General features: G+C 73.6%; 19 protein-coding genes and 1 riboswitch. Of the genes, 13 read left to right on the forward strand and 6 right to left on the reverse strand.

The window, feature by feature from the left end:
* The first annotated feature begins 33 nt into the window (after positions 1-33).
* The 8 genes from hpnE to ACIGW4_RS12760 all read left to right on the forward strand — a co-directional run bounded on the left by hpnE (position 34) and on the right by ACIGW4_RS12760 (position 8,984).
* The gene (hpnE, locus tag ACIGW4_RS12725; RefSeq protein ID WP_399580120.1) at positions 34-1,776 is read left to right on the forward strand and encodes a hydroxysqualene dehydroxylase HpnE; all 1,743 of its coding nucleotides are present in this window, start codon (positions 34-36) and stop codon (positions 1,774-1,776) included.
* On the forward strand, positions 1,773-2,873 hold the full coding sequence (locus ACIGW4_RS12730; protein WP_359590558.1) for a polyprenyl synthetase family protein: 1,101 nt from the start codon (positions 1,773-1,775) through the stop codon (positions 2,871-2,873). Before hpnE ends, ACIGW4_RS12730 begins: the two co-directional genes overlap by 4 nt.
* 107 nt (positions 2,874-2,980) lie before the next feature.
* Positions 2,981-5,041, forward strand: a complete 2,061-nt coding sequence (shc, locus tag ACIGW4_RS12735) for a squalene--hopene cyclase (protein WP_399580123.1) — start codon at positions 2,981-2,983, stop codon at positions 5,039-5,041.
* On the forward strand, positions 5,041-5,691 hold the full coding sequence (locus ACIGW4_RS12740) for a 1-hydroxy-2-methyl-2-butenyl 4-diphosphate reductase (protein WP_123456325.1): 651 nt from the start codon (positions 5,041-5,043) through the stop codon (positions 5,689-5,691). Before shc ends, ACIGW4_RS12740 begins: the two co-directional genes overlap by 1 nt.
* 7 nt (positions 5,692-5,698) lie before the next feature.
* Positions 5,699-6,724 (forward strand): adenosyl-hopene transferase HpnH, encoded by a 1,026-nt coding sequence (gene hpnH, locus ACIGW4_RS12745; protein WP_123456326.1) that lies wholly within the window; start codon positions 5,699-5,701, stop codon positions 6,722-6,724.
* Entirely contained in the window at positions 6,721-8,106 is a 1,386-nt protein-coding gene (locus tag ACIGW4_RS12750) for an aspartate aminotransferase family protein (protein ID WP_123456327.1), read from the forward strand. Before hpnH ends, ACIGW4_RS12750 begins: the two co-directional genes overlap by 4 nt.
* Before the next feature lie 74 nt (positions 8,107-8,180).
* The gene (locus tag ACIGW4_RS12755) at positions 8,181-8,810 is read left to right on the forward strand and encodes a helix-turn-helix domain-containing protein (protein ID WP_359590560.1); all 630 of its coding nucleotides are present in this window, start codon (positions 8,181-8,183) and stop codon (positions 8,808-8,810) included.
* Between the two features lie 18 nt (positions 8,811-8,828).
* Positions 8,829-8,984: a DUF6126 family protein gene (locus ACIGW4_RS12760; protein ID WP_185094682.1), complete on the forward strand. Its 156-nt coding sequence runs from the start codon at positions 8,829-8,831 to the stop codon at positions 8,982-8,984.
* 6 nt (positions 8,985-8,990) lie between these two features.
* On the opposite strand, the gene ACIGW4_RS12765 is transcribed toward ACIGW4_RS12760, so the two are convergent.
* Positions 8,991-9,812, reverse strand: coding sequence for a tyrosine-protein phosphatase (locus tag ACIGW4_RS12765; RefSeq protein WP_398709435.1), 822 nt, complete (start codon positions 9,810-9,812; stop codon positions 8,991-8,993).
* Positions 9,813-10,163: 351 nt separating this feature from the next.
* A riboswitch (cyclic di-AMP (ydaO/yuaA leader) is annotated at positions 10,164-10,351 on the forward strand.
* A 4-nt stretch (positions 10,352-10,355) separates the two neighbouring features.
* On the opposite strand from ACIGW4_RS12765, the gene ACIGW4_RS12770 reads away from it, so the two are divergent.
* Positions 10,356-11,297, forward strand: a complete 942-nt coding sequence (locus ACIGW4_RS12770) for a M23 family metallopeptidase (protein ID WP_123456330.1) — start codon at positions 10,356-10,358, stop codon at positions 11,295-11,297.
* Positions 11,298-11,448: 151 nt separating this feature from the next.
* The gene (locus ACIGW4_RS12775; protein ID WP_123456331.1) at positions 11,449-12,243 is read left to right on the forward strand and encodes an SGNH/GDSL hydrolase family protein; all 795 of its coding nucleotides are present in this window, start codon (positions 11,449-11,451) and stop codon (positions 12,241-12,243) included.
* On the opposite strand, the gene ACIGW4_RS12780 is transcribed toward ACIGW4_RS12775, so the two are convergent.
* From ACIGW4_RS12780 to ACIGW4_RS12800, 5 genes are read right to left on the reverse strand one after another with little or no spacing between them, the layout of a single operon-like run.
* Positions 12,230-13,090, reverse strand: a complete 861-nt coding sequence (locus tag ACIGW4_RS12780) for an STM4011 family radical SAM protein (RefSeq protein ID WP_123456332.1) — start codon at positions 13,088-13,090, stop codon at positions 12,230-12,232. The two genes, ACIGW4_RS12775 and ACIGW4_RS12780, sit on opposite strands and share 14 nt — an antisense overlap.
* A 9-nt stretch (positions 13,091-13,099) precedes the next feature.
* Positions 13,100-14,431: an STM4012 family radical SAM protein gene (locus ACIGW4_RS12785; protein WP_399580127.1), complete on the reverse strand. Its 1,332-nt coding sequence runs from the start codon at positions 14,429-14,431 to the stop codon at positions 13,100-13,102.
* The gene (locus ACIGW4_RS12790) at positions 14,428-15,252 is read right to left on the reverse strand and encodes an STM4013/SEN3800 family hydrolase (protein WP_123457586.1); all 825 of its coding nucleotides are present in this window, start codon (positions 15,250-15,252) and stop codon (positions 14,428-14,430) included. The genes ACIGW4_RS12785 and ACIGW4_RS12790 overlap by 4 nt, the downstream gene beginning before the upstream one ends.
* 11 nt (positions 15,253-15,263) lie before the next feature.
* Entirely contained in the window at positions 15,264-16,466 is a 1,203-nt protein-coding gene (locus ACIGW4_RS12795) for an STM4014 family protein (RefSeq protein ID WP_359590566.1), read from the reverse strand.
* Positions 16,463-17,422, reverse strand: coding sequence for an STM4015 family protein (locus ACIGW4_RS12800; protein ID WP_123456335.1), 960 nt, complete (start codon positions 17,420-17,422; stop codon positions 16,463-16,465). The genes ACIGW4_RS12795 and ACIGW4_RS12800 overlap by 4 nt, the downstream gene beginning before the upstream one ends.
* Before the next feature lie 165 nt (positions 17,423-17,587).
* Between ACIGW4_RS12800 and ACIGW4_RS12805 the strand changes: the two genes are divergently transcribed.
* The 3 genes from ACIGW4_RS12805 (at position 17,588) to ACIGW4_RS12815 (ending at position 19,996) form a co-directional block, all read left to right on the forward strand.
* Positions 17,588-17,914, forward strand: a complete 327-nt coding sequence (locus tag ACIGW4_RS12805; RefSeq protein WP_123456336.1) for a hypothetical protein — start codon at positions 17,588-17,590, stop codon at positions 17,912-17,914.
* 26 nt (positions 17,915-17,940) lie between these two features.
* Complete coding sequence (locus ACIGW4_RS12810; RefSeq protein WP_399580130.1) at positions 17,941-19,077, forward strand: DUF6745 domain-containing protein; 1,137 nt, start codon at positions 17,941-17,943, stop codon at positions 19,075-19,077.
* A gap of 142 nt (positions 19,078-19,219) precedes the next feature.
* Positions 19,220-19,996 (forward strand): SIMPL domain-containing protein, encoded by a 777-nt coding sequence (locus ACIGW4_RS12815; RefSeq protein ID WP_399580132.1) that lies wholly within the window; start codon positions 19,220-19,222, stop codon positions 19,994-19,996.
* Positions 19,997-20,019: the final 23 nt, after the last annotated feature.

Consider the following 20,019-nt stretch of genomic DNA (forward strand, 5'->3'; position numbering starts at 1 on the left):
TCCGACCGCGACGACGACCCGAACGGAGGCGGCGTGAACCACGAGGAAACCGAGCGGACCACCCCGCCGGGCCCGCCCGCCGGGGACACCGCTCCGGCACCCGCCGGACCCGTCTCCGGCACCCGCCGGGGTGCGGCGGCCACCGGCACCGGTCCGGGCGGGGCCGTCGACGACGCCGGGTCCGGCTCCGGGACCGGGTACGGCACGGGTTCCGTCTCCCGTACCGGTGCGGATGCGTCCGTCTCCGGGCCCGGATCCGTCTCCCGTACGGGCGCTGATGCGCCTGCCGGCGGCACCGGGTCCGTCTCCCGTACCGGTGCGGACGCCTCTGCCGGAGGCACCGGCACCGGCTCCCGTACCGCTGCGGGTGCCCCTGCCGGAGGCTCCGGCACCGGCACCGGTGGTTCGCAGCACCGGGCCGTCGTCGTCGGGGGCGGGCTCGCCGGGATCACCACCGCGCTCCGGCTCGCCGAGAGCGGCGTCCGCGTCACCCTGCTCGAAGGCCGGCCCCGGCTCGGCGGCCTCGCGTTCTCCTTCCGCCGGGGCGACCTGACCGTCGACAACGGCCAGCACGTCTACCTGCGCTGCTGCACTGCCTACCGCTGGTTCCTCGACCGGGTCGACGGCGCCCGCCTCGCCCCCCTCCAGGACCGCCTCGACGTCCCCGTCCTCGACGTCGCGCACCCCCGCGGCCCCCGGCTCGGCCGGATCCGCCGCGACGAGCTCCCCGTGCCGCTGCACCTCGCGCGCAGCCTCGCCACGTACCCGCACCTCTCCCTCGCCGAACGCGCCTCCGTCGGCCGGGCCGCGCTCGCCCTGAAGAAGCTCGACCCCGCCGACCCGGCGCTCGACGGCATCGACTTCGCCACCTGGCTCGGCCGGCACGGACAGTCCCCGCGGGCCGTGGAGGCCCTCTGGGACCTCGTCGGCATCCCCACCCTCAACGCCCCAGCCCCCCGGGCCGCCATGGGGCTCGCCGCGATGGTCTTCAAGACCGGGCTCCTCTCCGAGCCCGGCGCCGCCGACATCGGCTGGGCCCACGTCCCGCTCGGCGAACTCCACGACACCCGGGCCGCGAAGGAGCTCGACGCCCTCGGCGTCCGCACCCTGCTCCGCGCCAAGGCCGAGCGGATCTCCCGTACCGACGACGGACGTTGGGCCGTCGACGTGCCGGGGGAGCGGATCGAGGCCGACGCCGTCGTCCTCGCCGTCCCGCAGCAGGAGACCCACGGCCTGCTCCCCGAGGGCGCCCTCGACGACCCCGACCGGCTCCTCGACATCGACACCGCCCCCATCCTCAACCTGCACGTCGTCTACGACCGCAAGGTGCTGAAGCGACCCTTCTTCACCACGCTCGGCTCGCCGGTGCAGTGGGTCTTCGACCGCACGGACTCCTCCGGACTCACCGGCGGGGGCCAGTACCTCGCCGTCTCCCAGTCCGCCGCCCAGGACGAGATCGACGAGCCCGTCGCCGCCCTGCGCGCGAAGTACCTCCCTGAGCTGGAGCGGCTCCTGCCCGCCGCCCGCGGCGCCGGGATCCGCGACTTCTTCGTCACCAGGGAGCGGACGGCCACGTTCGCCCCCACCCCGGGCGTCGGCCGGCTCCGGCCCGGCGCCCGCACCAGGGCCCCGGGGCTGTACCTGGCCGGGGCCTGGACCGCCACCGGCTGGCCCGCGACCATGGAGGGTGCAGTCCGCAGCGGATTCAGCGCCGCGGGCGCCGCGCTCTCCGCCCTCGGCCGCCGCCATGACCATCCGCTGCAGGAGGCGGTATGAGTGTGAGTACCGGAACAAGAGGAGAGACCGTGCCGACAGCGCCGCCGGAACATCCGGCCGTCGACACCGCGGACGTGTCCGCACTGCTGGAGCGGGGGCGGACCCTGTCCACCCCCGTACTGCGGGCGGCCGTCGACCGCCTCGCGCCGCCCATGGACACCGTGGCCGCCTACCACTTCGGCTGGATCGACGCGCAGGGCAACCCCGCCGACGGCGACGGCGGCAAGGCCGTCCGCCCGGCGCTCGCCCTGCTGTCGGCCGAGGCCGCGGGCGCCGCGCCCGAGGTCGGGATCCCCGGCGCCGTCGCCGTGGAGCTCGTGCACAACTTCTCGCTGCTCCACGACGACCTGATGGACGGCGACGAGCAGCGCCGCCACCGCGACACGGTGTGGAAGGTGCACGGCCCCGCGCAGGCGATCCTCGTCGGCGACGCCCTCTTCGCCCTGGCCAACGAGATCCTCCTCGAGATCGGCACCGTCGAGGCCGGCCGCGCCACCCGCCGACTGACCACGGCCAGCCGCAAGCTCATCGACGGCCAGGCCCAGGACATCTCCTATGAGCACCGCGAGCGGGTCACCGTCGAGGAGTGCCTGGAGATGGAGGGCAACAAGACGGGCGCCCTGCTCGCCTGCGCGGTCTCCATCGGCGCCGTCCTCGGCGGGGCCGACGACCGCACCGCCGACAAGCTGGAGGAGTACGGCTACCACCTCGGCCTCGCCTTCCAGGCCGTGGACGACCTGCTCGGCATCTGGGGCGACCCGGAGGCCACCGGCAAGCAGACCTGGAGCGACCTGCGGCAGCGCAAGAAGTCCCTGCCGGTCGTCGCCGCCCTCGCCGCGGGCGGCCCGGCCTCCGAGCGGCTCGGCGAGCTGCTCGCCGCGGACGCCAAGTCCATCGACTTCGACACCTTCTCCGAGGAGGAGTTCGCCGCCCGCGCGGCCCTCATCGAGGAGGCCGGAGGACGCGAGTGGACCTCCCAGGAGGCCCGCCGCCAGCACGCGATCGCGATCGCGGCGCTGAACGAGGTGGACATGCCGGCGCGGGTGCGGGACCAGCTCGTCGCACTGGCCGATTTCGTGGTCGTACGGAAGAGATGATCACCATCACCCTGATATGAGTTCGCAGTCGCCGGCCGGTGCCATCCGGCGCCGGCCGACGGCAGACCCGCAGGAGCAGAAGAAACCGACTGCACGAAGGGGAAGCCATGACAGCGACGACCGACGGAAGCGCCGGGGCCGTGGGCCCCCGGGCAGCCGCGGCCAGCAAGACGAACGACACCGGTGCCACGGCTGCGCCCGGCGCGCCCGGGCCGGACGGGGCCGCCCCGGCCGCCGGCCCGGTCCCCGGCGGGACCGCCCCCGGCGCCCTCGGCCTCGACGGCACCGCCGCGCGGGCCGTCGAACGGGCCGTCGAGCACCTGCTCGCCCGGCAGGACCCGGCCGGCTGGTGGAAGGGCGACCTGGAGACCAACGTCACCATGGACGCCGAGGACCTGCTCCTCCGCCAGTTCCTGGGCATCCTCGACGCCGACACCACCCGCGCCGCCGCCCTCCACATCCGCCGCGGACAGGGCGAGGACGGCGCCTGGGCCACCTTCTACGGCGGGCCCGGCGAGCTCTCCGCCACCGTCGAGGCCTACGTGGCCCTGCGGCTCGCCGGAGACCCGCCCGAGGCCCCGCACATGGTCCGCGCCTCCGCCTGGGTCCGCGCCCGGGGCGGGATCGCCGCCACCCGGGTCTTCACCCGGATCTGGCTGGCCCTCTTCGGCTGGTGGCGCTGGGAGGACCTGCCCGAGCTGCCGCCGGAGCTGATCTTCCTGCCGAAGTGGTTCCCGCTCAACATCTACGACTTCGGCTGCTGGGCCCGGCAGACGATCGTGCCGCTCACCGTGGTCTCCGCGAAGCGCCCGGTCCGGCCCGCGCCCTTCCCCCTGGACGAACTGCACACCGACCCCGCGCGGCCGAACCCGCCCCGGCCGCTCGCCCCGGCCACCGGCTGGGACGGGATCTTCCAGCGGCTCGACAAGGCACTGCACGTCTACCACCGCTTCGCCCCGCGCGGACTGCGCAGGACGGCCATGAACGTCGCCGCCCGGTGGATCGTCGAGCGCCAGGAGAACGACGGCTGCTGGGGCGGCATCCAGCCCCCCGCCGTCTACTCGGTCATCGCCCTCCACCTCCTCGGCTACGACCTCGGACACCCGGTCATGCGGGCCGGCCTGGAGTCCCTCGACCGGTTCGCCGTCTGGCGCGAGGACGGCTCGCGGATGATCGAGGCCTGCCAGTCGCCCGTCTGGGACACCTGCCTCGCCACCATCGCCCTCGCCGACGCGGGCCTCCGCCCCGACCATCCGGCGCTCGTGAAGGCCGTGGACTGGATGCTCGACGAGGAGATCACCCGGACCGGCGACTGGGCGGTGCGCCGGCCCGGACTCCCGCCGGGCGGCTGGGCGTTCGAGTTCCACAACGACAACTACCCCGACATCGACGACACCGCCGAGGTCCTGCTCGCCCTGCGCCGGGTCGAGCACCCCGACCCCGCCCGGGTGGAGGCGGCCGTCGCCCGCGGCGCCCGCTGGACGCTCGGCATGCAGTCGCGCAACGGCGCCTGGGGGGCCTTCGACGCCGACAACACCAGCGCCTTCCCCAACAAGCTGCCGTTCTGCGACTTCGGCGAGGTCATCGACCCGCCCTCCGCCGACGTCACCGCCCACGTGGTGGAGATGCTCGCGTACGAGGGAATGGCCGACGACCCGCGCGCCCGCCGGGGCATCGAGTGGCTGCTCGCCGAACAGGAGCCCAACGGCGCCTGGTTCGGCCGCTGGGGCGTCAACCACGTGTACGGCACGGGCTCGGTGCTCCCCGCGCTCGCCGCCGCCGGCCTGCCGGCCTCCCACCCGGCGATCCGCCGGGCCGTCGCCTGGCTCGCGACCGTGCAGAACGACGACGGCGGCTGGGGCGAGGACCTCCGCTCGTACAAGGAGGAGGAGTGGGTCGGGCGCGGCCCCTCCACCGCCTCCCAGACGGCCTGGGCGCTGATCGCCCTCCTCGCCGCCGGCGAGCGCGACTCCGAGCCCGTCCGCCGGGGCGTCGCCTGGCTGGCCGAGAGCCAGCGGGAGGACGGCTCCTGGGACGAGCCGCACTTCACCGGCACCGGCTTCCCCTGGGACTTCTCCATCAACTACCACCTCTACCGGCAGGTGTTCCCGCTCACGGCACTCGGCCGCTACGTGCACGGCGACCCCGCGCCGCGCAAGGCGGACTGATGGGCCGCGAGCCCGGCCCGGGTGCCGGCCCGCCGCTGCTGATCGCCTGCGCGCTCGGCATCGAGCAGTTCGCCCTGCGTAGCGGGGAGCGGGGCGGCGCGTCCGGCCCGGTGACCGTGCTGCGCACCGGCATGGGCCCGGACCGGGCCCGGCGGGCCGTGTCCCGGGTCCTCGGCGAGGAGCCCCGGCGGGACGCCGCGGTGATCGCCTCCGGCTTCTGCGCGGGCCTCGCGCCGGGCATGCACCCGGGGGACCTGATCGTCGCCGACGAGACCCGCGGGCCCGACGGCACGACCCTCTGCACCGGGACCGAGCTCCTGGTGAAGGCCCTGACCAAGGCGGTGCCCCGGCACGCCGTCCACACCGGGCCGCTGATCGGCTCCGACCACGTGGTGCGCGGCCCCGAGCGGGCCGCGCTGGCCGCCGGCGGCGCGATCGCCGTCGACATGGAGTCCGCCGCCACGCTCCGTACCGCGACGTCGTGCGGACCCCGCCCGGTTGCGGCCGTCCGGGTGGTCGTGGACGCTCCGGAACATGAACTGGTCCGGATCGGCACGGTACGCGGGGGAATATCAGCCTTCCGTGTTCTTCGTGCCGTCCTTCCCGCTTTCTTCGAATGGCACCGTTCTTTGCTGCTCCCCAGGAGGTGAACGAGTTATGGCCATGCCGCTCCGTCAGTCCATCCGGGTCGGGACCTACCTCTTCGAACAGAAGCTCCGCAAGCGGGACAAGTTCCCGCTGATCGTCGAGCTGGAGCCGCTCTACGCCTGCAACCTCAAGTGCGAGGGCTGCGGAAAGATCCAGCACCCGGCGGGTGTCCTCAAGCAGCGCATGCCGGTCGCCCAGGCGGTCGGCGCGGTCCTGGAGTCCGGCGCGCCCATGGTGTCCATCGCGGGCGGCGAGCCCCTGATGCATCCTCAGATCGACGAGATCGTGCGCCAGTTGGTGGACCGGCGCAAGTACGTCTTCCTCTGCACCAACGCGCTGCTGCTGCGCAAGAAGCTGGAGAAGTTCACCCCCTCCCCGTACTTCGCCTTCGCCGTCCACATCGACGGCCTGCGGGAACGGCACGACGAGTCCGTCGCCAAGGAGGGCGTGTTCGACGAGGCGGTGGCGGCCATCAAGGAGGCCAAGCGGCGCGGCTTCCGGGTCACCACCAATTCGACCTTCTTCAACACCGACACCCCGCAGACCGTCATCGAGGTGCTCAATTTCCTCAACGACGACCTCCAGGTCGACGAAATGATGATCTCGCCCGCCTACGCCTACGAGAAGGCTCCCGACCAGGAGCACTTCCTCGGCGTCGAGCAGACCCGCGAGCTCTTCAGGAAGGCCTTCGCCGGCGGCAACAGGCGCCGCTGGCGGCTCAACCACTCGCCGCTCTTCCTGGACTTCCTGGAAGGAAAGGCCGACTTCCCCTGCACCGCCTGGGCCATTCCCAACTACTCGCTCTTCGGCTGGCAGCGACCCTGCTACCTGATGAGCGACGGATACGTCCCCACGTACCGCGAGCTCGTCGAGGACACCGACTGGGACAAGTACGGCCGCGGCAAGGACCCGCGCTGCGCCAACTGCATGGCGCACTGCGGCTACGAGCCCACCGCCGTCCTCGCCACCATGGGCTCCCTCAAGGAGTCCCTGCGCGCGATCCGGGAGACCGTCTCCGGGAACACCCCGTCATGACCGGCGGGTTCGACCTGCGGGCGCTGCTCTCCGAGCGCGGCGCCGAGCGGTACGAGCTGCACGCCCGGTACCTCAATCCCCAGCTGCCGCGCATGCTGCACACCATCGGCTTCGACAAGGTCTACGAGCGGGCCGAGGGCGCCCACTTCTGGGACGCCGACGGCGTCGACCACCTCGACATGCTCGCCGGCTTCGGCGTGATGGGTCTCGGACGGCACCACCCCGTCGTCCGCAAGGCCCTCCACGACGTCCTGGACGCCCGGCTCGCCGACCTCACCCGCTTCGACTGCCAGCCGCTGCCGGGCCTCCTCGCCGAGAAGCTGCTCACCCACAGCCCCCACCTCGACCGGGTCTTCTTCGGCAACAGCGGCACCGAGGCCGTGGAGACCGCCCTCAAGTTCGCCCGGTACGCCACCGGGCGGCCGAGGGTCCTCTACTGCCACCACGCCTTCCACGGGCTCACCACCGGCTCCCTCTCCGTCAACGGCGAGCAGGGCTTCCGGGAGGGCTTCGACCCGCTCCTGCCGGACACCGCGATCGCCCTCGGCGACCTCGACGCCCTGGAGCGGGAGCTGCGCAGGGGCGACGTGGCCGCCTTCGTCGTCGAACCCATCCAGGGCAAGGGCGTCCACGCGGCGCCCCCGGGCTTCCTCCGGGACGCCCAGGAGCTGCTGCACCGGCACGGCGCGCTGCTCGTCGCGGACGAGGTGCAGACGGGGCTCGGCCGGACCGGCGACTTCTACGCCTACCAGCACGAGGAGGGCGTCGAGCCGGACCTGGTCTGCGTCGCCAAGGCGCTCTCCGGCGGCTACGTCCCGGTCGGCGCCACCCTCGGCAAGGACTGGATCTTCAAGAAGGTCTACTCGTCGATGGACCGGGTCCTGGTCCACTCGGCGAGCTTCGGGTCGAACGCCCAGGCCATGGCCGCCGGGCTCGCCGTCCTCTCGGTGATGGAGGACGAGGGCACCGTCGCGCACGCCCGCCGGATCGGCGACCTGCTCTCCGGTCGTCTGCGGGAGCTCGTGCCGCGGTACGAGCTGCTGCACGAGATCCGCGGGCGCGGCCTGATGATCGGGATCGAGTTCGGGCGGCCGTCCTCGCTCGGACTGCGCGGGCGCTGGACGATGCTCCAGGCGGCCCGCAAGGGTCTCTTCGCCCAGATGGTCGTCGTCCCGCTGCTCCAGCGGCACCGGATCCTCACCCAGGTCTCCGGGGACCACCTGGAGGTGATCAAGCTGATCCCGCCGCTGATCATCGACGAGGCGGACGTGGACCGGTTCGTCACCGCCTTCACCGCGGTCATGGACGACGCCCACGGCGGCGGCGGACTGATGTGGGACTTCGGAAAGACGCTGGTCAAGCAGGCGGTCGCGCAGCGCTGACCGGTTCTCGACGTTGTTTTTGCCTCTGAGGCAAGAAACTTGCCTCAGAGGCACGATCCTGGCGGAATGGAGGCATGGACCACGTCCCCGGGGACACCTCCCCGGACCCCGCCCCCTCCGACGCCCTGCCCGACGTCGCCCCGCAGCTGCGGGCCCTGCGCCGCCGCCGCGGACTCACCCTGGAGGCCGCCGCCCAGCGGGCCGGCCTCTCGCCGGCCCACCTCTCGCGCCTGGAGACGGGGAACCGGCAGCCCTCGCTGCCGATGCTGCTGGCCCTGTCCCGTATCTACGGTACGACGGTCTCCGAGCTCCTGGGTGAGGCGCCCCCCGAGCGCGACCCCGTCGTCCGGGCCGACCGCTCCGAACCCGTCGAGGCCGACGGCTGGATCTACCGCCAGGCGGGCGGCGCCGGGCGCGCCCTCCAGTGCCTGCGGGTCCACGTGCCGTACGCCACCCGGGCCGACATCGTGCGCGTCCACCCCGGCGAGGAGTGGATCCACGTCCTGGAGGGGCGGGTCCGGCTCGCGCTCGGCGAGGCCGTCCACGTCCTCGATCCCGGGGACAGCGCGCACTTCGACTCGCTGACCCCGCACCGGATCGGCGCCGCCACGTCCGGCGGGGCCGAGCTGCTCTTCGTCCACACCCTGATGCAGAGCCCCGTCGCCGAGCTGTGCCTCGGCGACGGGACCCCGCACCGGCGCTGACGTCCAGAAAGGATCGACATGTCCGAGAAGTCCGCACCGGTCACCGGCGAGGAGCGCGGTGAAGGCAAGTTCCCCAAGGGGCTCGTGCTGCGCCTCTTCGCCTACCTGATCGCAGGCCACCTCTTCGCCGGCTTCCTCTATCTGCTCTTCATGATGGGCGCGCAGAACCAGTAGGCGGCCTCAGGCCTCCGTGAGCAGCTGCTCCCGCAGGCGCTCGCGGGTCTCCGGGGCCAGCTTCAGACCCTTCGCGAGGTAGGCGTCCACCGAGCCCCAGGTCGCCTCGATCGCCTCGAAGGCGGCCCGCAGGTACTCCACCCGCGCGTCGAAGAGCGGGCTCAGCAGCTCCATCACCTCGGGCGACATCGCGTCCGGGGAGGTGGAGCTGCGGCGCACCTTGTAGCGGCGGTGCGGGGCGTTCGACTTCACGTAGTCGGCCTCGATGGCCTCCCGCTCGACGCCGACCGCGAGCAGGGTGATCGCGACGGCGAGCCCCGCCCGGTCCTTGCCGGCCGCGCAGTGCATGAGCGCCGGGACGCTCTCCTCCGCCATGGAGTGCAGGATCCGGCTGTGCTCCACGGTCCGCTCGATCACCATCTTCCGGTACGAGTCGGACATGCGGGCGGCCGCCTTGCCGTCGCCGAGGACCTCCCGCAGCTGTGCGATCTCGCCGTCGCGCACCAGCTTCCAGAACTCCTTGCCGTCGGCCGGGTCGTTGAGGGGTATGTTCACGTTCCGCACGCCGGGCAGGTCGACGTCCGCGCCCTCGACCTTCCGGTCCGACTCGTTGCGGAAGTCGAAGACGGTGTGCAGGCCCAGCGAGGCGAGGAAGGCGGCGTCGTCCTCCGTCGCGTGGGCGAGGTGACCGCTGCGGAAGAGGCGGCCGGGGCGGACGGCGCGCCCGTCCGTCGTCGGCAGGCCGCCCACGTCCCGGAAGTTGCGGACCTCCGTCAGTACGGGCTCGGCGGCTTCGGCGGGCGGGACCTGCGGCAGCTGCTGCGTCACGGCTGCTCCTGTTCTGTCGATCGGTTTCTGGCGCAATCATCCCGGCTGGGAGCCCCGGCACGCACCCCCTCGGACGGGAATGGGTGATCTGTCCGTATTGGGGAGTTCGACATAACCCGCCCCGGTTGAATGGGAGATGGGAATCGGCGCGTGAGCAGCGTCATAACCGTGACGGACCGTGCCTGATCGTCTTTTCCAAATACCCCCCGGGAAAAGGAGATCGAAGGACCGTCATCCACGGAGGGTGACCGGAATTCCGGCCGGATATCAGCAGGATCCCGAAGAATCCCGGCGCACTTGAAAACTGCGGCTTGTTCACGCCGACCCCCCTCGTCTAGCGTCGCGCTCAATCCGGACGGACCGCCGAATCCTGCCACCGACCGGAATCCGCACTCACCCGTACGAGGCAGGAGCGGGGGACCCAGGTAAGTCGCCGATCCCTCGAAGAAGGACGGCTCGGGGTGAAGTCGCGTGAACACGCGGCCGGACATCTCCAGTCCGAACCCGACAGCTCACCTCGCAGGCGCCGGAGAGGAATTCGCCATGCCCGCGAAGGGTAAGCACCGCCGCCCCAAGTCCAACCGTCTGACCCGCGGCATGGCCGCCGCCGGCACCGGTGGCGCCGTCGTCGCCCTCCCGCTCCTCGGAGCCACCGGCGCCCACGCCGCCGAGCAGGCCGCCCCGGCCGCCGCCCCCGCCCGGGCCGTCGCCCACGTGCAGACCGCCGCCCCCGCCACCGCGAAGGCCGCGCCGAAGACGTACTCCGTCGTCCGGGGCGACTGCCTCTCGGAGATCGCCACCGAGCACCACCTCGCGGGCGGCTGGCAGAAGCTGTACAAGGACAACCGCCGGGTCATCGGCGCGGACCCCTCGCTGATCCTGCCCGGCACGAAGCTCACCCTCGGCACGAAGAACACCGCCGCGCCGAAGCCCGACCACCAGGGCTCGTGGGGCTCCGGCAAGAACGGCGACAGCGCCCCCCGCGCCTCCCGCGGCAGCGAGCGCTCCTCGGCCCCGGCCGCCGCGCCCGCCGCCACCACCTCGTCGCCGTCCTCGTCGGCCGGCACGACCTCCTCCTCCGGCTGGGTCGCCCCGATCGCCGGCGCCGGCATGTCGACGCCGTACCACCAGGCCGGCTCCATGTGGTCCTCCGGCTACCACACCGGCGTCGACTTCATGGCCTCCACCGGCACCCCCGTCCACGCGGTCGGCCCCGGCACCGTCTACTCCGCCGGCGACGGCGGCGCGTACGGCAACCAGGTCGTCATCCAGCACGCCGACGGCACCTTCTCGCAGTACGCCCACCTCTCCTCGATCTCCGTCTCCGCGGGCCAGACCGTCAGCGGCGGCGACCAGATCGGCCTGTCCGGCGCGACCGGCAACGTCACCGGCCCGCACCTGCACTTCGAGATGCGCACCGGGCCGGAGTACGGCTCCGACATCGACCCGCTGGCCGCCCTGCGCCAGCACGGCGTGAGCATCTGACGCCACATCGGCACCCGGGGCCCGGCACTCACGTGCCGGGCCCCGGCGTATTCCGGCTTTGGCAAATTCTTTATCGGTGGCATATATCACCCACCGTCAACCCCTCCTTACGGTCGCGTAGGTCACATCCGAAGAGGAAGGATGTGCTCCCGTGGCAGACGATTCGAGATCAACAGACAAGAACGCATTCGGGTCGTACGCGGCGATCGGTGACAGCTTCACCGAGGGCGTCGGCGACCCCGGCCCCGACGGGACGTACGTCGGCTGGGCGGACCGCTTCGCGGTCCTGCTCGCCGACCAGCTGCCGGAGCACGACGCCTTCCGCTACGCCAACCTGGCCGTACGCGGGCGCCTCCTCGACCAGATCGTGGCGGAACAGGTCCCGCGGGCGAAGGAACTCGCCCCCGACCTGGTGACCTTCTGCGCGGGCGGCAACGACATCATCCGCCCCGGGACGGACCCGGACGACGTGGCCGAGCGCTTCGAGCGCGCCGTCGCCGACCTGACCTCCGCCGTCGGCACCGTCATGGTGACCACCGGCTTCGACACCCGCGGCGTGACCCTCCTCAAGCACCTGCGCGGCAAGATCGCCACCTACAACGGCCACGTCCGGGCCGTCGCGGACCGCTACGGCTGCCCGGTCCTCGACCTGTGGTCGCTGAAGTCCGTCCAGGACCGGCGCGCCTGGGACGACGACCGGCTGCACCTCTCGCCGGAGGGACACACCCGCGTCGCCCTGCGCGCCGCCCAGGTGATCGGCCTGCCCGTGCCCGCCGACCCGGACCAGCCCTGGCCGCCGGTCCCGCCGCGCGGCACGCTGGAGGTCCGCAAGGACGACATCCACTGGGCCCGGGAGTACCTGGTGCCCTGGATCGGGCGCCGGCTGCGCGGCGAGAGCTCCGGCGACCACGTCGAGGCGAAGCGCCCCGACCTCATGCCCCTGTAGCTCGCGGTGCGGCGGGGATCCGCTCCAGGACCCCGCCGGCGAACACGTCGTACAGCGGCAGCGTCTCCAGGTGGACGTAGCCGATGTGGCAGTCGCAGACGGCGAGGGGGCAGGCGCGGGGACGCAGCGCGGCACGGTACGAACCGTCGTACAGGTTCCCCAGTTCGGCCCTGACGAAGTGGCAGCGCCGCACCGTCCCCTCACCGTCCACCGAGACCACCGACTCCCCGGTGCGGCAGGGCAGCCCCGCCGAGCGGTGCGGATGTCGGCTGTACGGGAACAGCGGGTCGAGCTCCGTCCACCCCTCGGCCTCCGCGTCGGTGTACGCGTGCCCCTCGGCCGCGTTCACCCAGAGGTAGACGTGCGGCGGCAGCGCCTCCCGCAGCCGGCGGGCGTGCTCCCGGTGCTCGGGCAGACCGACCACCCCGACGCTGTACCGCACGCCCCGCTCCGCCAGCTCGTGGCACTTCGCCAGGAACCGCTCGTACGGGGTCTGCCCCGGGTGGTAGGTGCACCACAGGGCCACGCTCTCCGGGTCCGCCTCCGCCAGCCACTCCGTCCGGCAGCTCAGATTGGTCTGGATCGCCACCCGCTCCACGTGCGGCAGCCGGGACAGCTCGACCAGCGCCCGCCGGTACCAGGAGCGGACCAGCCCCTCGCCCCACGGGGTGAAGAGGATCCGCAGCCGGTCCCCGGTCTGCGCGGCGGCCCAGCCGGTGAACCGTTCGAGCGCCGCCCGGTCCGCGCGCAGCTGCTCCCGGCTGTCCCGGCGCTTGGCGAAGGGACAGTACGGGCAGTCGAAGTCGCAGGAGGAGAGCGGGCCCCGGTAGAGCAGGGTCAGGTCCACGGCCGCCGCCTACTTCGCCTCGTACGCGGCCATCGCGGCCCGCACGGCGGGGGAGAACAGCTCGGGGCCGAGCCCGTCGGAGTGCGCGAGCCCCTCGGGCGACAGCCGCAGCAGCCCCGCCGGGGCGTCCGCGAGCCAGCCGTACTCCTCGAACCGGGCGAGCTCCGGGCCGAAGTCCGCGAACGGCGAGGAACCGAACCGCTCCTCGTACCCCGCGACCGGCATCCCCTCGGCCTGCAGCAGCGACTGGAGCAGATGCCGGCGACGCGCCTCGTCCCCGTCCACCGCGCGGCCCACCTCCGCGCGGGAGAAGTCCTCCGTTTCCGTGTACGCGTCGATGATCGAGCGGATCTCCCGCATGTCGACGGCGTAGTCGAAGGAGTAGTGCAGGGCCGAGGTGTACGAGCGGGCACCGCAGCCCAGGCCGATCATGCCGTCCGTCTGGCAGGCGTGGTCGTCCGGCCCGGCGGGGCCCGCGTCCGCGCGGCGGAACATCCGCATCGACACCTGCTCGTAGCCGTGCGCCAGGAGGTGGTCCCGGCCGTACCGGTACAGCCGCAGCCGCGCCTCGTCCCACTCCCGGTCGGCGGCCGCCGGGTCCTGGATCCGGCCGAGACCGGTGAGCGGGCGCACGTACAGCGGGTAGAGGTACAGCTCCTCGGGCCGCCAGGCGAGGGCCGCGTCGAGCGAGACCCGCCAGGACCGCTCCGTCTGCCCGTCGATGCCGTAGATCAGGTCGATGTTGAGCACGGGCACGCCCGTGTCCCGGATCCGGCCGAGCGCCGCCTCGACGTCCGCGCGGCGCTGCGGCCGGGCCGCCGCCCGCGCCTCGGCCTCCACGAAGCTCTGCACGCCGATGCTGAGCCGCGTCGCGCCCCGGTCCGCGAGCAGCGCGAGCCGGTCGGCGGTCGCGGTCGCCGGCGAGGTCTCCACGGAGAGCGGCACCGCCCGCAGGTCCACGCCCATCCGCTTCTCCGCGATGTCGCACAGCCGCTCCAGCTCGGCGGCGGTGAGGAAGGTGGGCGTGCCGCCGCCGAACGCGGCCGTGGCGAACCGCACCGGCGACGCGTCCCCCAGGGCCTCGCGGACGGCGACGGCCTGGCGGTCGAGGGCGTCGAGGTAGCGGGTGGTCAGCTCGTCCGGGGCGCCGATCCGGGTGAAGAGGTTGCAGAAGCCGCAGCGGACCTCGCAGAACGGTATGTGCGCGTACAGGGAGAGCGCGTCCTTCGGCTCCCCGGCCCAGAGCGCCGACAGCTCCGGGCGCTCGGGGAGCGCGCGGTACGCCGTCTTGTGCGGGTAGGCGTAGACGTAGCTCCGGTACGGACGGGGGGTGCCGCTCATGCCGTGGCCTCCTCGCCGTCCGGGCCCGGCAGGACGAACTGCGCGTACGGCACGGTCCACACGACCTCGTGGCCGAGCCGGTGCCCGGTGAAGCCGTCCTCCCCGTACGCGGTGCCGTGGTCGGAGCAGACGATCGCGAAACAGGGGCGGCGACCGCTCATCGCGGCGAAGAGCCGCCCGATGTGCCGGTCGACGTACTCCAGGGCGGCCGCGTGCGTCTCCCGGGAGTCACCCGCCTCGCGGGTCGCCCCCGGCAGATGGAACCAGTTGGGCTGGTGCAGCGCCGACACGTTGACGAAGAGGAAGAGGCGCTCCTCGCGGGGGAGGCCGGCGACGACCTCCTCCGCGCACGCCACCTGGGACTCGAAGGAGGTCGGCGAGGCGACGCCGAAGGAGGGCTCCCAGTGGCTCTCCCGGAACAGGCCGGGGAGCACGGAGCCCAGGGGCGGCTGCTTGTTGAAGAAGCCCACCCCGCCCACGCACACCGTCCGGTAGCCCTCGGCCGCCAGCGCGGAGACGAAGTCCGGGGTGTCGTGGACCCAGGTGCCGTCCGCCGTCGACTCGCTGCCCGCGAACCGGGCCGCGAACAGCCGTGGATGGGGGCCCTGAACCGCGGGGGTCGGCAGGAATCCGGCGAAGATCGCCTGGTGGGAGGCGTACGTGAAGCTCCCGGGCGCGTGCCGCCGCTCCCAGACACCGCCGGGGAGGTGACGGGCCAGGTTCGGGATGCGGCCCTCGGCCGCCAGCTCGGCGGCCACGTCGTACCGGAGGGTGTCGAGGGTGACCAGGAGCAGATCGTGGCTGCCGACGATCGCGTTCATGTCGGGCTGGTTCACGTGGTGCTCGTTCCTGTGGTGCGGGGGGTGCTCAGGGGGGTGCGGGAGGCGCCCAGGGGGGTACGGGGGGTGCTCGGGGGCGTACGGGGGACGCCGGACGCGCTCCGGAACTGCGCCGCGACCTGCGCCGCGTACGTGTCGAGCCCCTCGGCGCCGCCGCCGGGCAGACCCGTGAGACCGGGCAGCAGATCACCGAAGGCGTTCACCTCGCCCACGGCGAACCGGCGCCAGCCGGTCGCGGGCAACAGGTCGACCCCCACGCACCGGGTGCCCGGGAAGACGGCGGCGGCCCGCTCGCAGACCGCGAGCGCGTCCGCCCACCGGCCACCGGCCGCGGCGATCGCCGCCCGAGCGGCGTCCAGATCGCCCCGGGCACCGCCCAGGTGCAGATTGGTCATGGGGGAACGGCTGGTGCGGAGCACGGCATGGGTGGCCCGCCCGTCGACCACCACCACCCGCAGATCGGCCGCACGGCCGTCCTGGGTCGCCTTCGGCAGCCAGCGCTCGACGTGCAGGCCGTCAGGGGCGAGGGCGTCCACGATCGCGGCGACCTCGCGCTCGCCCGTGTAGCGCCGCACCCGCAGGGAGTTGAAGAGCCGCCCGTCGGCCCCGCGCTCCACCGAGGTCGTGGCCTGGAACCGGCCCGCGCCGTTCGTCTCCACCGCCAGCACCCCCGAGGCGGAGGAGCCGTGCGCGAGCTTGACGAACACCCGGCGCATACCCGCCCCGGCGGTCAGCGCCCTGACGTCCGCCCAGCCCCGTACGACCGGGGCGTCGGGACCCGAGGTCGGGGACTCGGGCACCGGGACCCCGGCCGCCCGGAGCCGGCCGTGGCTCAGCCTCTTGTCGAACAGGACCGCGAGCTCGGCGGGATCGTCGACGAGGACGGCGCCCGCCTCCGCGACGGAGTGGGCGAGGTCCGCCACGGCGGCGGTGAACCGTCCGTACCAGCGGCCGGTGCCCTCGACCCGGGCCGGATCGTCGACCCCGCGCAGCAGCCGGTCGGCCTCCGGGTCCTCGCCGGGCGAGTCGAGGCGCACGGTCTCCCCGGCGGCGAACCGCGCCCGGCCCCGGAGGACCTCCGGCCAGGACACCGCCCGCGCCTCGGGCAGCCCGGCGGCCCGCAGCGCGTCCTGGAAGAACGCGACGCGGCGGCCCGCCGGATCGCCGACGACCACGAGGCGCGGGCCGGAGGTCATTCGGCGACCGCGACGTAGCGCCAGACGTCCCCGTCGCCGTCGTCCTCGCCCACCTGCGCGTCACTGAGGTCGACGGTCACGCCGTACGGCACGAGCGCGGCGCGGACCCGCTCGCACATCGCCTCCGACAGGTAGTGGTGGGAGAGGTCGAGGTGGGCGAGATGGGTCAGCGGCTGCCCGTCGAGGAGGGCCGCCGCACCCTCGTCGGTGAGCACGCCCATGGACAGGTCGAGCCGCTCCAGGCGGGCGACGACGGGCGCGCCCGCGACGGCCGCGGCCACGGCGTCCTGGATCACGCTGTCGCACAGGCCCAGACGGCGCAGGGCGGGGAACGCCGTGCCGGCGAGGAGCGGCGCCAGGTCCTCGGGGGTGCTGTCACCGCCGTACTCGTCGGTGCCGAGCCAGAGTTCCAGCTTCTCCAGGGCGGGCAGGTCGCTGCCCACGATCCCCCGCACCACCTCGGCGGGCAGGCCGCCGGTCTCCACGACCAGGGTCTCCAGACCGGTGTGCCGGACCGACGGGAAGGCCAGCTCCGAGCCACCGCGCACGCCGAACTCCCGGAGGGCCGGGTAGGCGGCGAGGAGCGGCGTCACGTCGGACTGGACGATCCACGAGATCTCGCAGTCCTCGCCGGTCATGTCGCCGAGGAACACCGCCTCCAGGGCCGTCAGCCGGTCGTTGGCGCCGATCAGGGCGGTGACGATGTCCGCGGAGGAGTTCTCGTACGCCTCGTCCCAGCCGCCGACGACCAGCGCGCGCACCCGACCCGTGTCGACCGTCTTCAGGAACCGCTCGAACCGCGGCTCCCACAGCTCGTCACCGGGGTCGGAGTACGTCGGGGCGGAGATCCGCCAGGCGACCGAGTCCGCCGCCGGCAGCTCGACCCGCGCGTCCGCACCCGGAAAGTCGAACACGGGCAGGCCGTGGAATTCCTGCAGGTGGGTGCCAACGGTCATGACGGTGCTCCAGACAACGGTCGAGTGGGTCGGCTGATGGAGAGAGTTCTACCAAGCGGCACCGACAACACCCCTCGCCGGGTCGCCTCCCGACCGATTGTCAGTGCCGGGTCCTAGCGTCGTTCTCGTGTTCGGCCGCGGGTGCCGGACGGGGAGGGGAGAGCCATGTACCGGCAGGGAGACGTGCTGATCGCGCCCGTCGCGGAGGCGGCCGTTCCGGAGAGGGTGAAGGGGGCGGCGGGGGAGCCGAGGGACGGCCGGGGCCGCCTGCTCCTCGCCCTCGGCGAGGTCACCGGGCACGCCCACGCGATCCCCGGCCCCGGCCGGCTCGTGCGGGAGCCGGGACCCCTCGGCCCGCTCCTGCTCGAACTGCCGGAGGGCGGACGGGTGGTGCACGAGGAACACGCGCCGATACCCCTCCCCAAGGGCTGGTACCGGGTGGTGCGGCAGCGGGAGTACGTGCCCGGCGCGTACCGGATCGTCGCGGACTGATGTCCGACGGAGGAGCAGTGAAGGACATGGGGGACACCGGGATGAACCGCACCACCGAGGCCGGCAAGTGGCGGGCCGTCGCCGCCGCCACCGGGCCCGCCGACCGCGCCGCCGCCGAGGCCGGCGTCCGGCTCGCCTACCGCTCGGCGGGCCTCGCCGAGCCCGAGCGGATCCTCTGGGCGGACTCGCCGCTCGCGGCCGTCACGCTCCTCCGGGGCCTGGCGGGCACGGGCCGTTCGGTACGGGACGAGGTGCGCACCCGGCCGTGGGCCGAGGAGCGCCGCCGCCTCCACGACGCGCTCGGCCCGGCCGGCTGGGCGGACCACTGGCAGACGACCGGGGCACCGCTCTGGGACCTCACGCGGGCCCTCGTCGACCGGATACGCGCCGCGGTGACGGAGGCCGTCGAGGAGGCGGGGGCCGTCGAGCGGGCGGGGGCCGTCGAGCGGGCGGGGGCCGTCGAGCGGGCGGGGGCTGTTGAGCGGGCGGGGGCCGCCGGGGAGGCGGGGGCTGTCGAGCGGGCGGGGGCCGCCGGGGAGGGCGACGTGCGGCTCGTGCTGCTCGACGCGGTGCTCGGCCAGCACGACGCCGCCTGGCTCGCCGCCTTCGACGGACACGGGGAGCGCCTCGCGGGCCTCGCCGCCGTCGCCGGGCACGCCGGCTGGTGGTGGCCCTACGAGAACGCCGCCGTGCTCTGCGAGCGGCCCGTCGAACTCCACCGGGACGAGGCCGGACGCCTCGACCGGGGCGACGGTCCCGCACTCGCCTTCCGCGACGGGTTCGCCCTCCACGCCTGGCGGGGCATGCGGGTCTCCGCCGACTTCCTCGCCGGACTCGCCGACCTCACCCCCGAGCGGATACGCGAGGAGGAGAACGCCGAACTGCGGCGCGTGATGCTGGAGTACTACGGCTACGACCGCTACCTCGCCGCCTCCGGGGCCCGGCACGAGCACAGCGACGAGACGGGCGTCCTCTGGCGGATCGGACTCGCCGACGACGAGGACGTCGTGATGGTCGAGGTCGTCAACTCCACGCCCGAGCCGGACGGCACCCACCGCACGTACTGGCTGCGGGTGCCACCTAGGACCCGGACCGCGCGGGAGGGCGTCGCCTGGACCTTCGGCCTGCGGCCCGAGGAGTACGAGCCGCTCGTCCAGACCTGACCGCACGCCCCGGACCCGGCCCCGGTTGGTGCGGAGAGGTGAAGGGAGCCGCCGGTCAGGAGTGGCGCGCGGGAGGCGGCGGCGCCGGGTGCTGGGATGTGCCCGCCGGAGCCCCGGCACCCACCCCCCGAAAGGACCGCCTGTGACGATCCGCCGGCCCAGCGCCGCCCGCACCGCCCGTCTGCTCGCCGCCACCGCCGTGCTCGGTGGCCTCCTCGCCGGCACCGCGGCCCCCGCCCTGGCCGCCGCGCCCGGGCGGACCGCCCTCAGCGCCGGCGCCCGGGAGACCGCCCCGGCCACCGTCACCGTCACGGGCAACGGCCGCGCGTCCGCCGCGCCCGACCTGGCGATCCTGTCCGTCGGGGTCGAGGCCACCCGCCCGACGGCGAAGGAGGCGATGGCGGCCCAGAGCACCGCCGCCGAGGCGGTGCTCGACGTGCTGCACAGACAGGGGATCGCCGACCGGGACATCCGCACCGACAGCCTCTCGCTCGCCCCCGTCTACACCCAGAACAAGGACGGGGACAGCAAGGTGACCGGCTATCAGGCGGGTCAGTCCTTCTCCGTGAAGGTCCGCGACCTCGGCAGGACCGGTCAGGTCATCGGCGCGGTCAACGACGCGAAGAAGGACGCGGGCCGGATCAACGGCGTCGTCTTCGACGTCGCCGACCCGTCCGCGCTGCGCGCGAAGGCCCGCGAGGCCGCGTACCAGGACGCGTACGACAAGGCCGCGCAGCACGCCCGGCTCAGCGGCCACCGACTCGGCCGGCTCGTCTCGCTGAGCGAGGGCGAGTCCGTACGTCCCGGCCCCGGCGCGGGCGCGGCCCCCGAGGTCTCGGCGGACGAGCCGACCGTTCCCCTGGCACCGGGCGAGATCGAGGAGCAGGTCACGGTCTCGGCGGTCTACGAACTGATCTGAGGGGGCAGGCCCTGGTCCCGGCC

It is taken from the genome of Streptomyces sp. NPDC053513 (assembly GCF_044544765.1).
GTDB lineage: Bacteria > Actinomycetota > Actinomycetes > Streptomycetales > Streptomycetaceae > Streptomyces > Streptomyces litmocidini.

What these genes read in the sequence shown, in the direction of transcription:
- ACIGW4_RS12755 (WP_359590560.1), top strand. Translation starts at nt 8,181, where the DNA reads ATGGACCACGTCCCCGGGGACACCTCCCCGGACCCCGCCCCCTCCGAC.
- ACIGW4_RS12750 (WP_123456327.1), top strand. Translation starts at nt 6,721, where the DNA reads ATGACCGGCGGGTTCGACCTGCGGGCGCTGCTCTCCGAGCGCGGCGCC.
- ACIGW4_RS12740 (WP_123456325.1), top strand. Translation starts at nt 5,041, where the DNA reads ATGGGCCGCGAGCCCGGCCCGGGTGCCGGCCCGCCGCTGCTGATCGCC.
- ACIGW4_RS12795 (WP_359590566.1), bottom strand. Translation starts at nt 16,466, where the DNA reads ATGACCTCCGGCCCGCGCCTCGTGGTCGTCGGCGATCCGGCGGGCCGC.
- ACIGW4_RS12800 (WP_123456335.1), bottom strand. Translation starts at nt 17,422, where the DNA reads ATGACCGTTGGCACCCACCTGCAGGAATTCCACGGCCTGCCCGTGTTC.
- ACIGW4_RS12805 (WP_123456336.1), top strand. Translation starts at nt 17,588, where the DNA reads ATGTACCGGCAGGGAGACGTGCTGATCGCGCCCGTCGCGGAGGCGGCC.
- ACIGW4_RS12770 (WP_123456330.1), top strand. Translation starts at nt 10,356, where the DNA reads ATGCCCGCGAAGGGTAAGCACCGCCGCCCCAAGTCCAACCGTCTGACC.
- shc (WP_399580123.1), top strand. Translation starts at nt 2,981, where the DNA reads ATGACAGCGACGACCGACGGAAGCGCCGGGGCCGTGGGCCCCCGGGCA.
- ACIGW4_RS12785 (WP_399580127.1), bottom strand. Translation starts at nt 14,431, where the DNA reads ATGAGCGGCACCCCCCGTCCGTACCGGAGCTACGTCTACGCCTACCCG.
- ACIGW4_RS12730 (WP_359590558.1), top strand. Translation starts at nt 1,773, where the DNA reads ATGAGTGTGAGTACCGGAACAAGAGGAGAGACCGTGCCGACAGCGCCG.
- hpnH (WP_123456326.1), top strand. Translation starts at nt 5,699, where the DNA reads ATGGCCATGCCGCTCCGTCAGTCCATCCGGGTCGGGACCTACCTCTTC.
- ACIGW4_RS12790 (WP_123457586.1), bottom strand. Translation starts at nt 15,252, where the DNA reads ATGAACGCGATCGTCGGCAGCCACGATCTGCTCCTGGTCACCCTCGAC.
- ACIGW4_RS12810 (WP_399580130.1), top strand. Translation starts at nt 17,941, where the DNA reads ATGGGGGACACCGGGATGAACCGCACCACCGAGGCCGGCAAGTGGCGG.
- ACIGW4_RS12760 (WP_185094682.1), top strand. Translation starts at nt 8,829, where the DNA reads ATGTCCGAGAAGTCCGCACCGGTCACCGGCGAGGAGCGCGGTGAAGGC.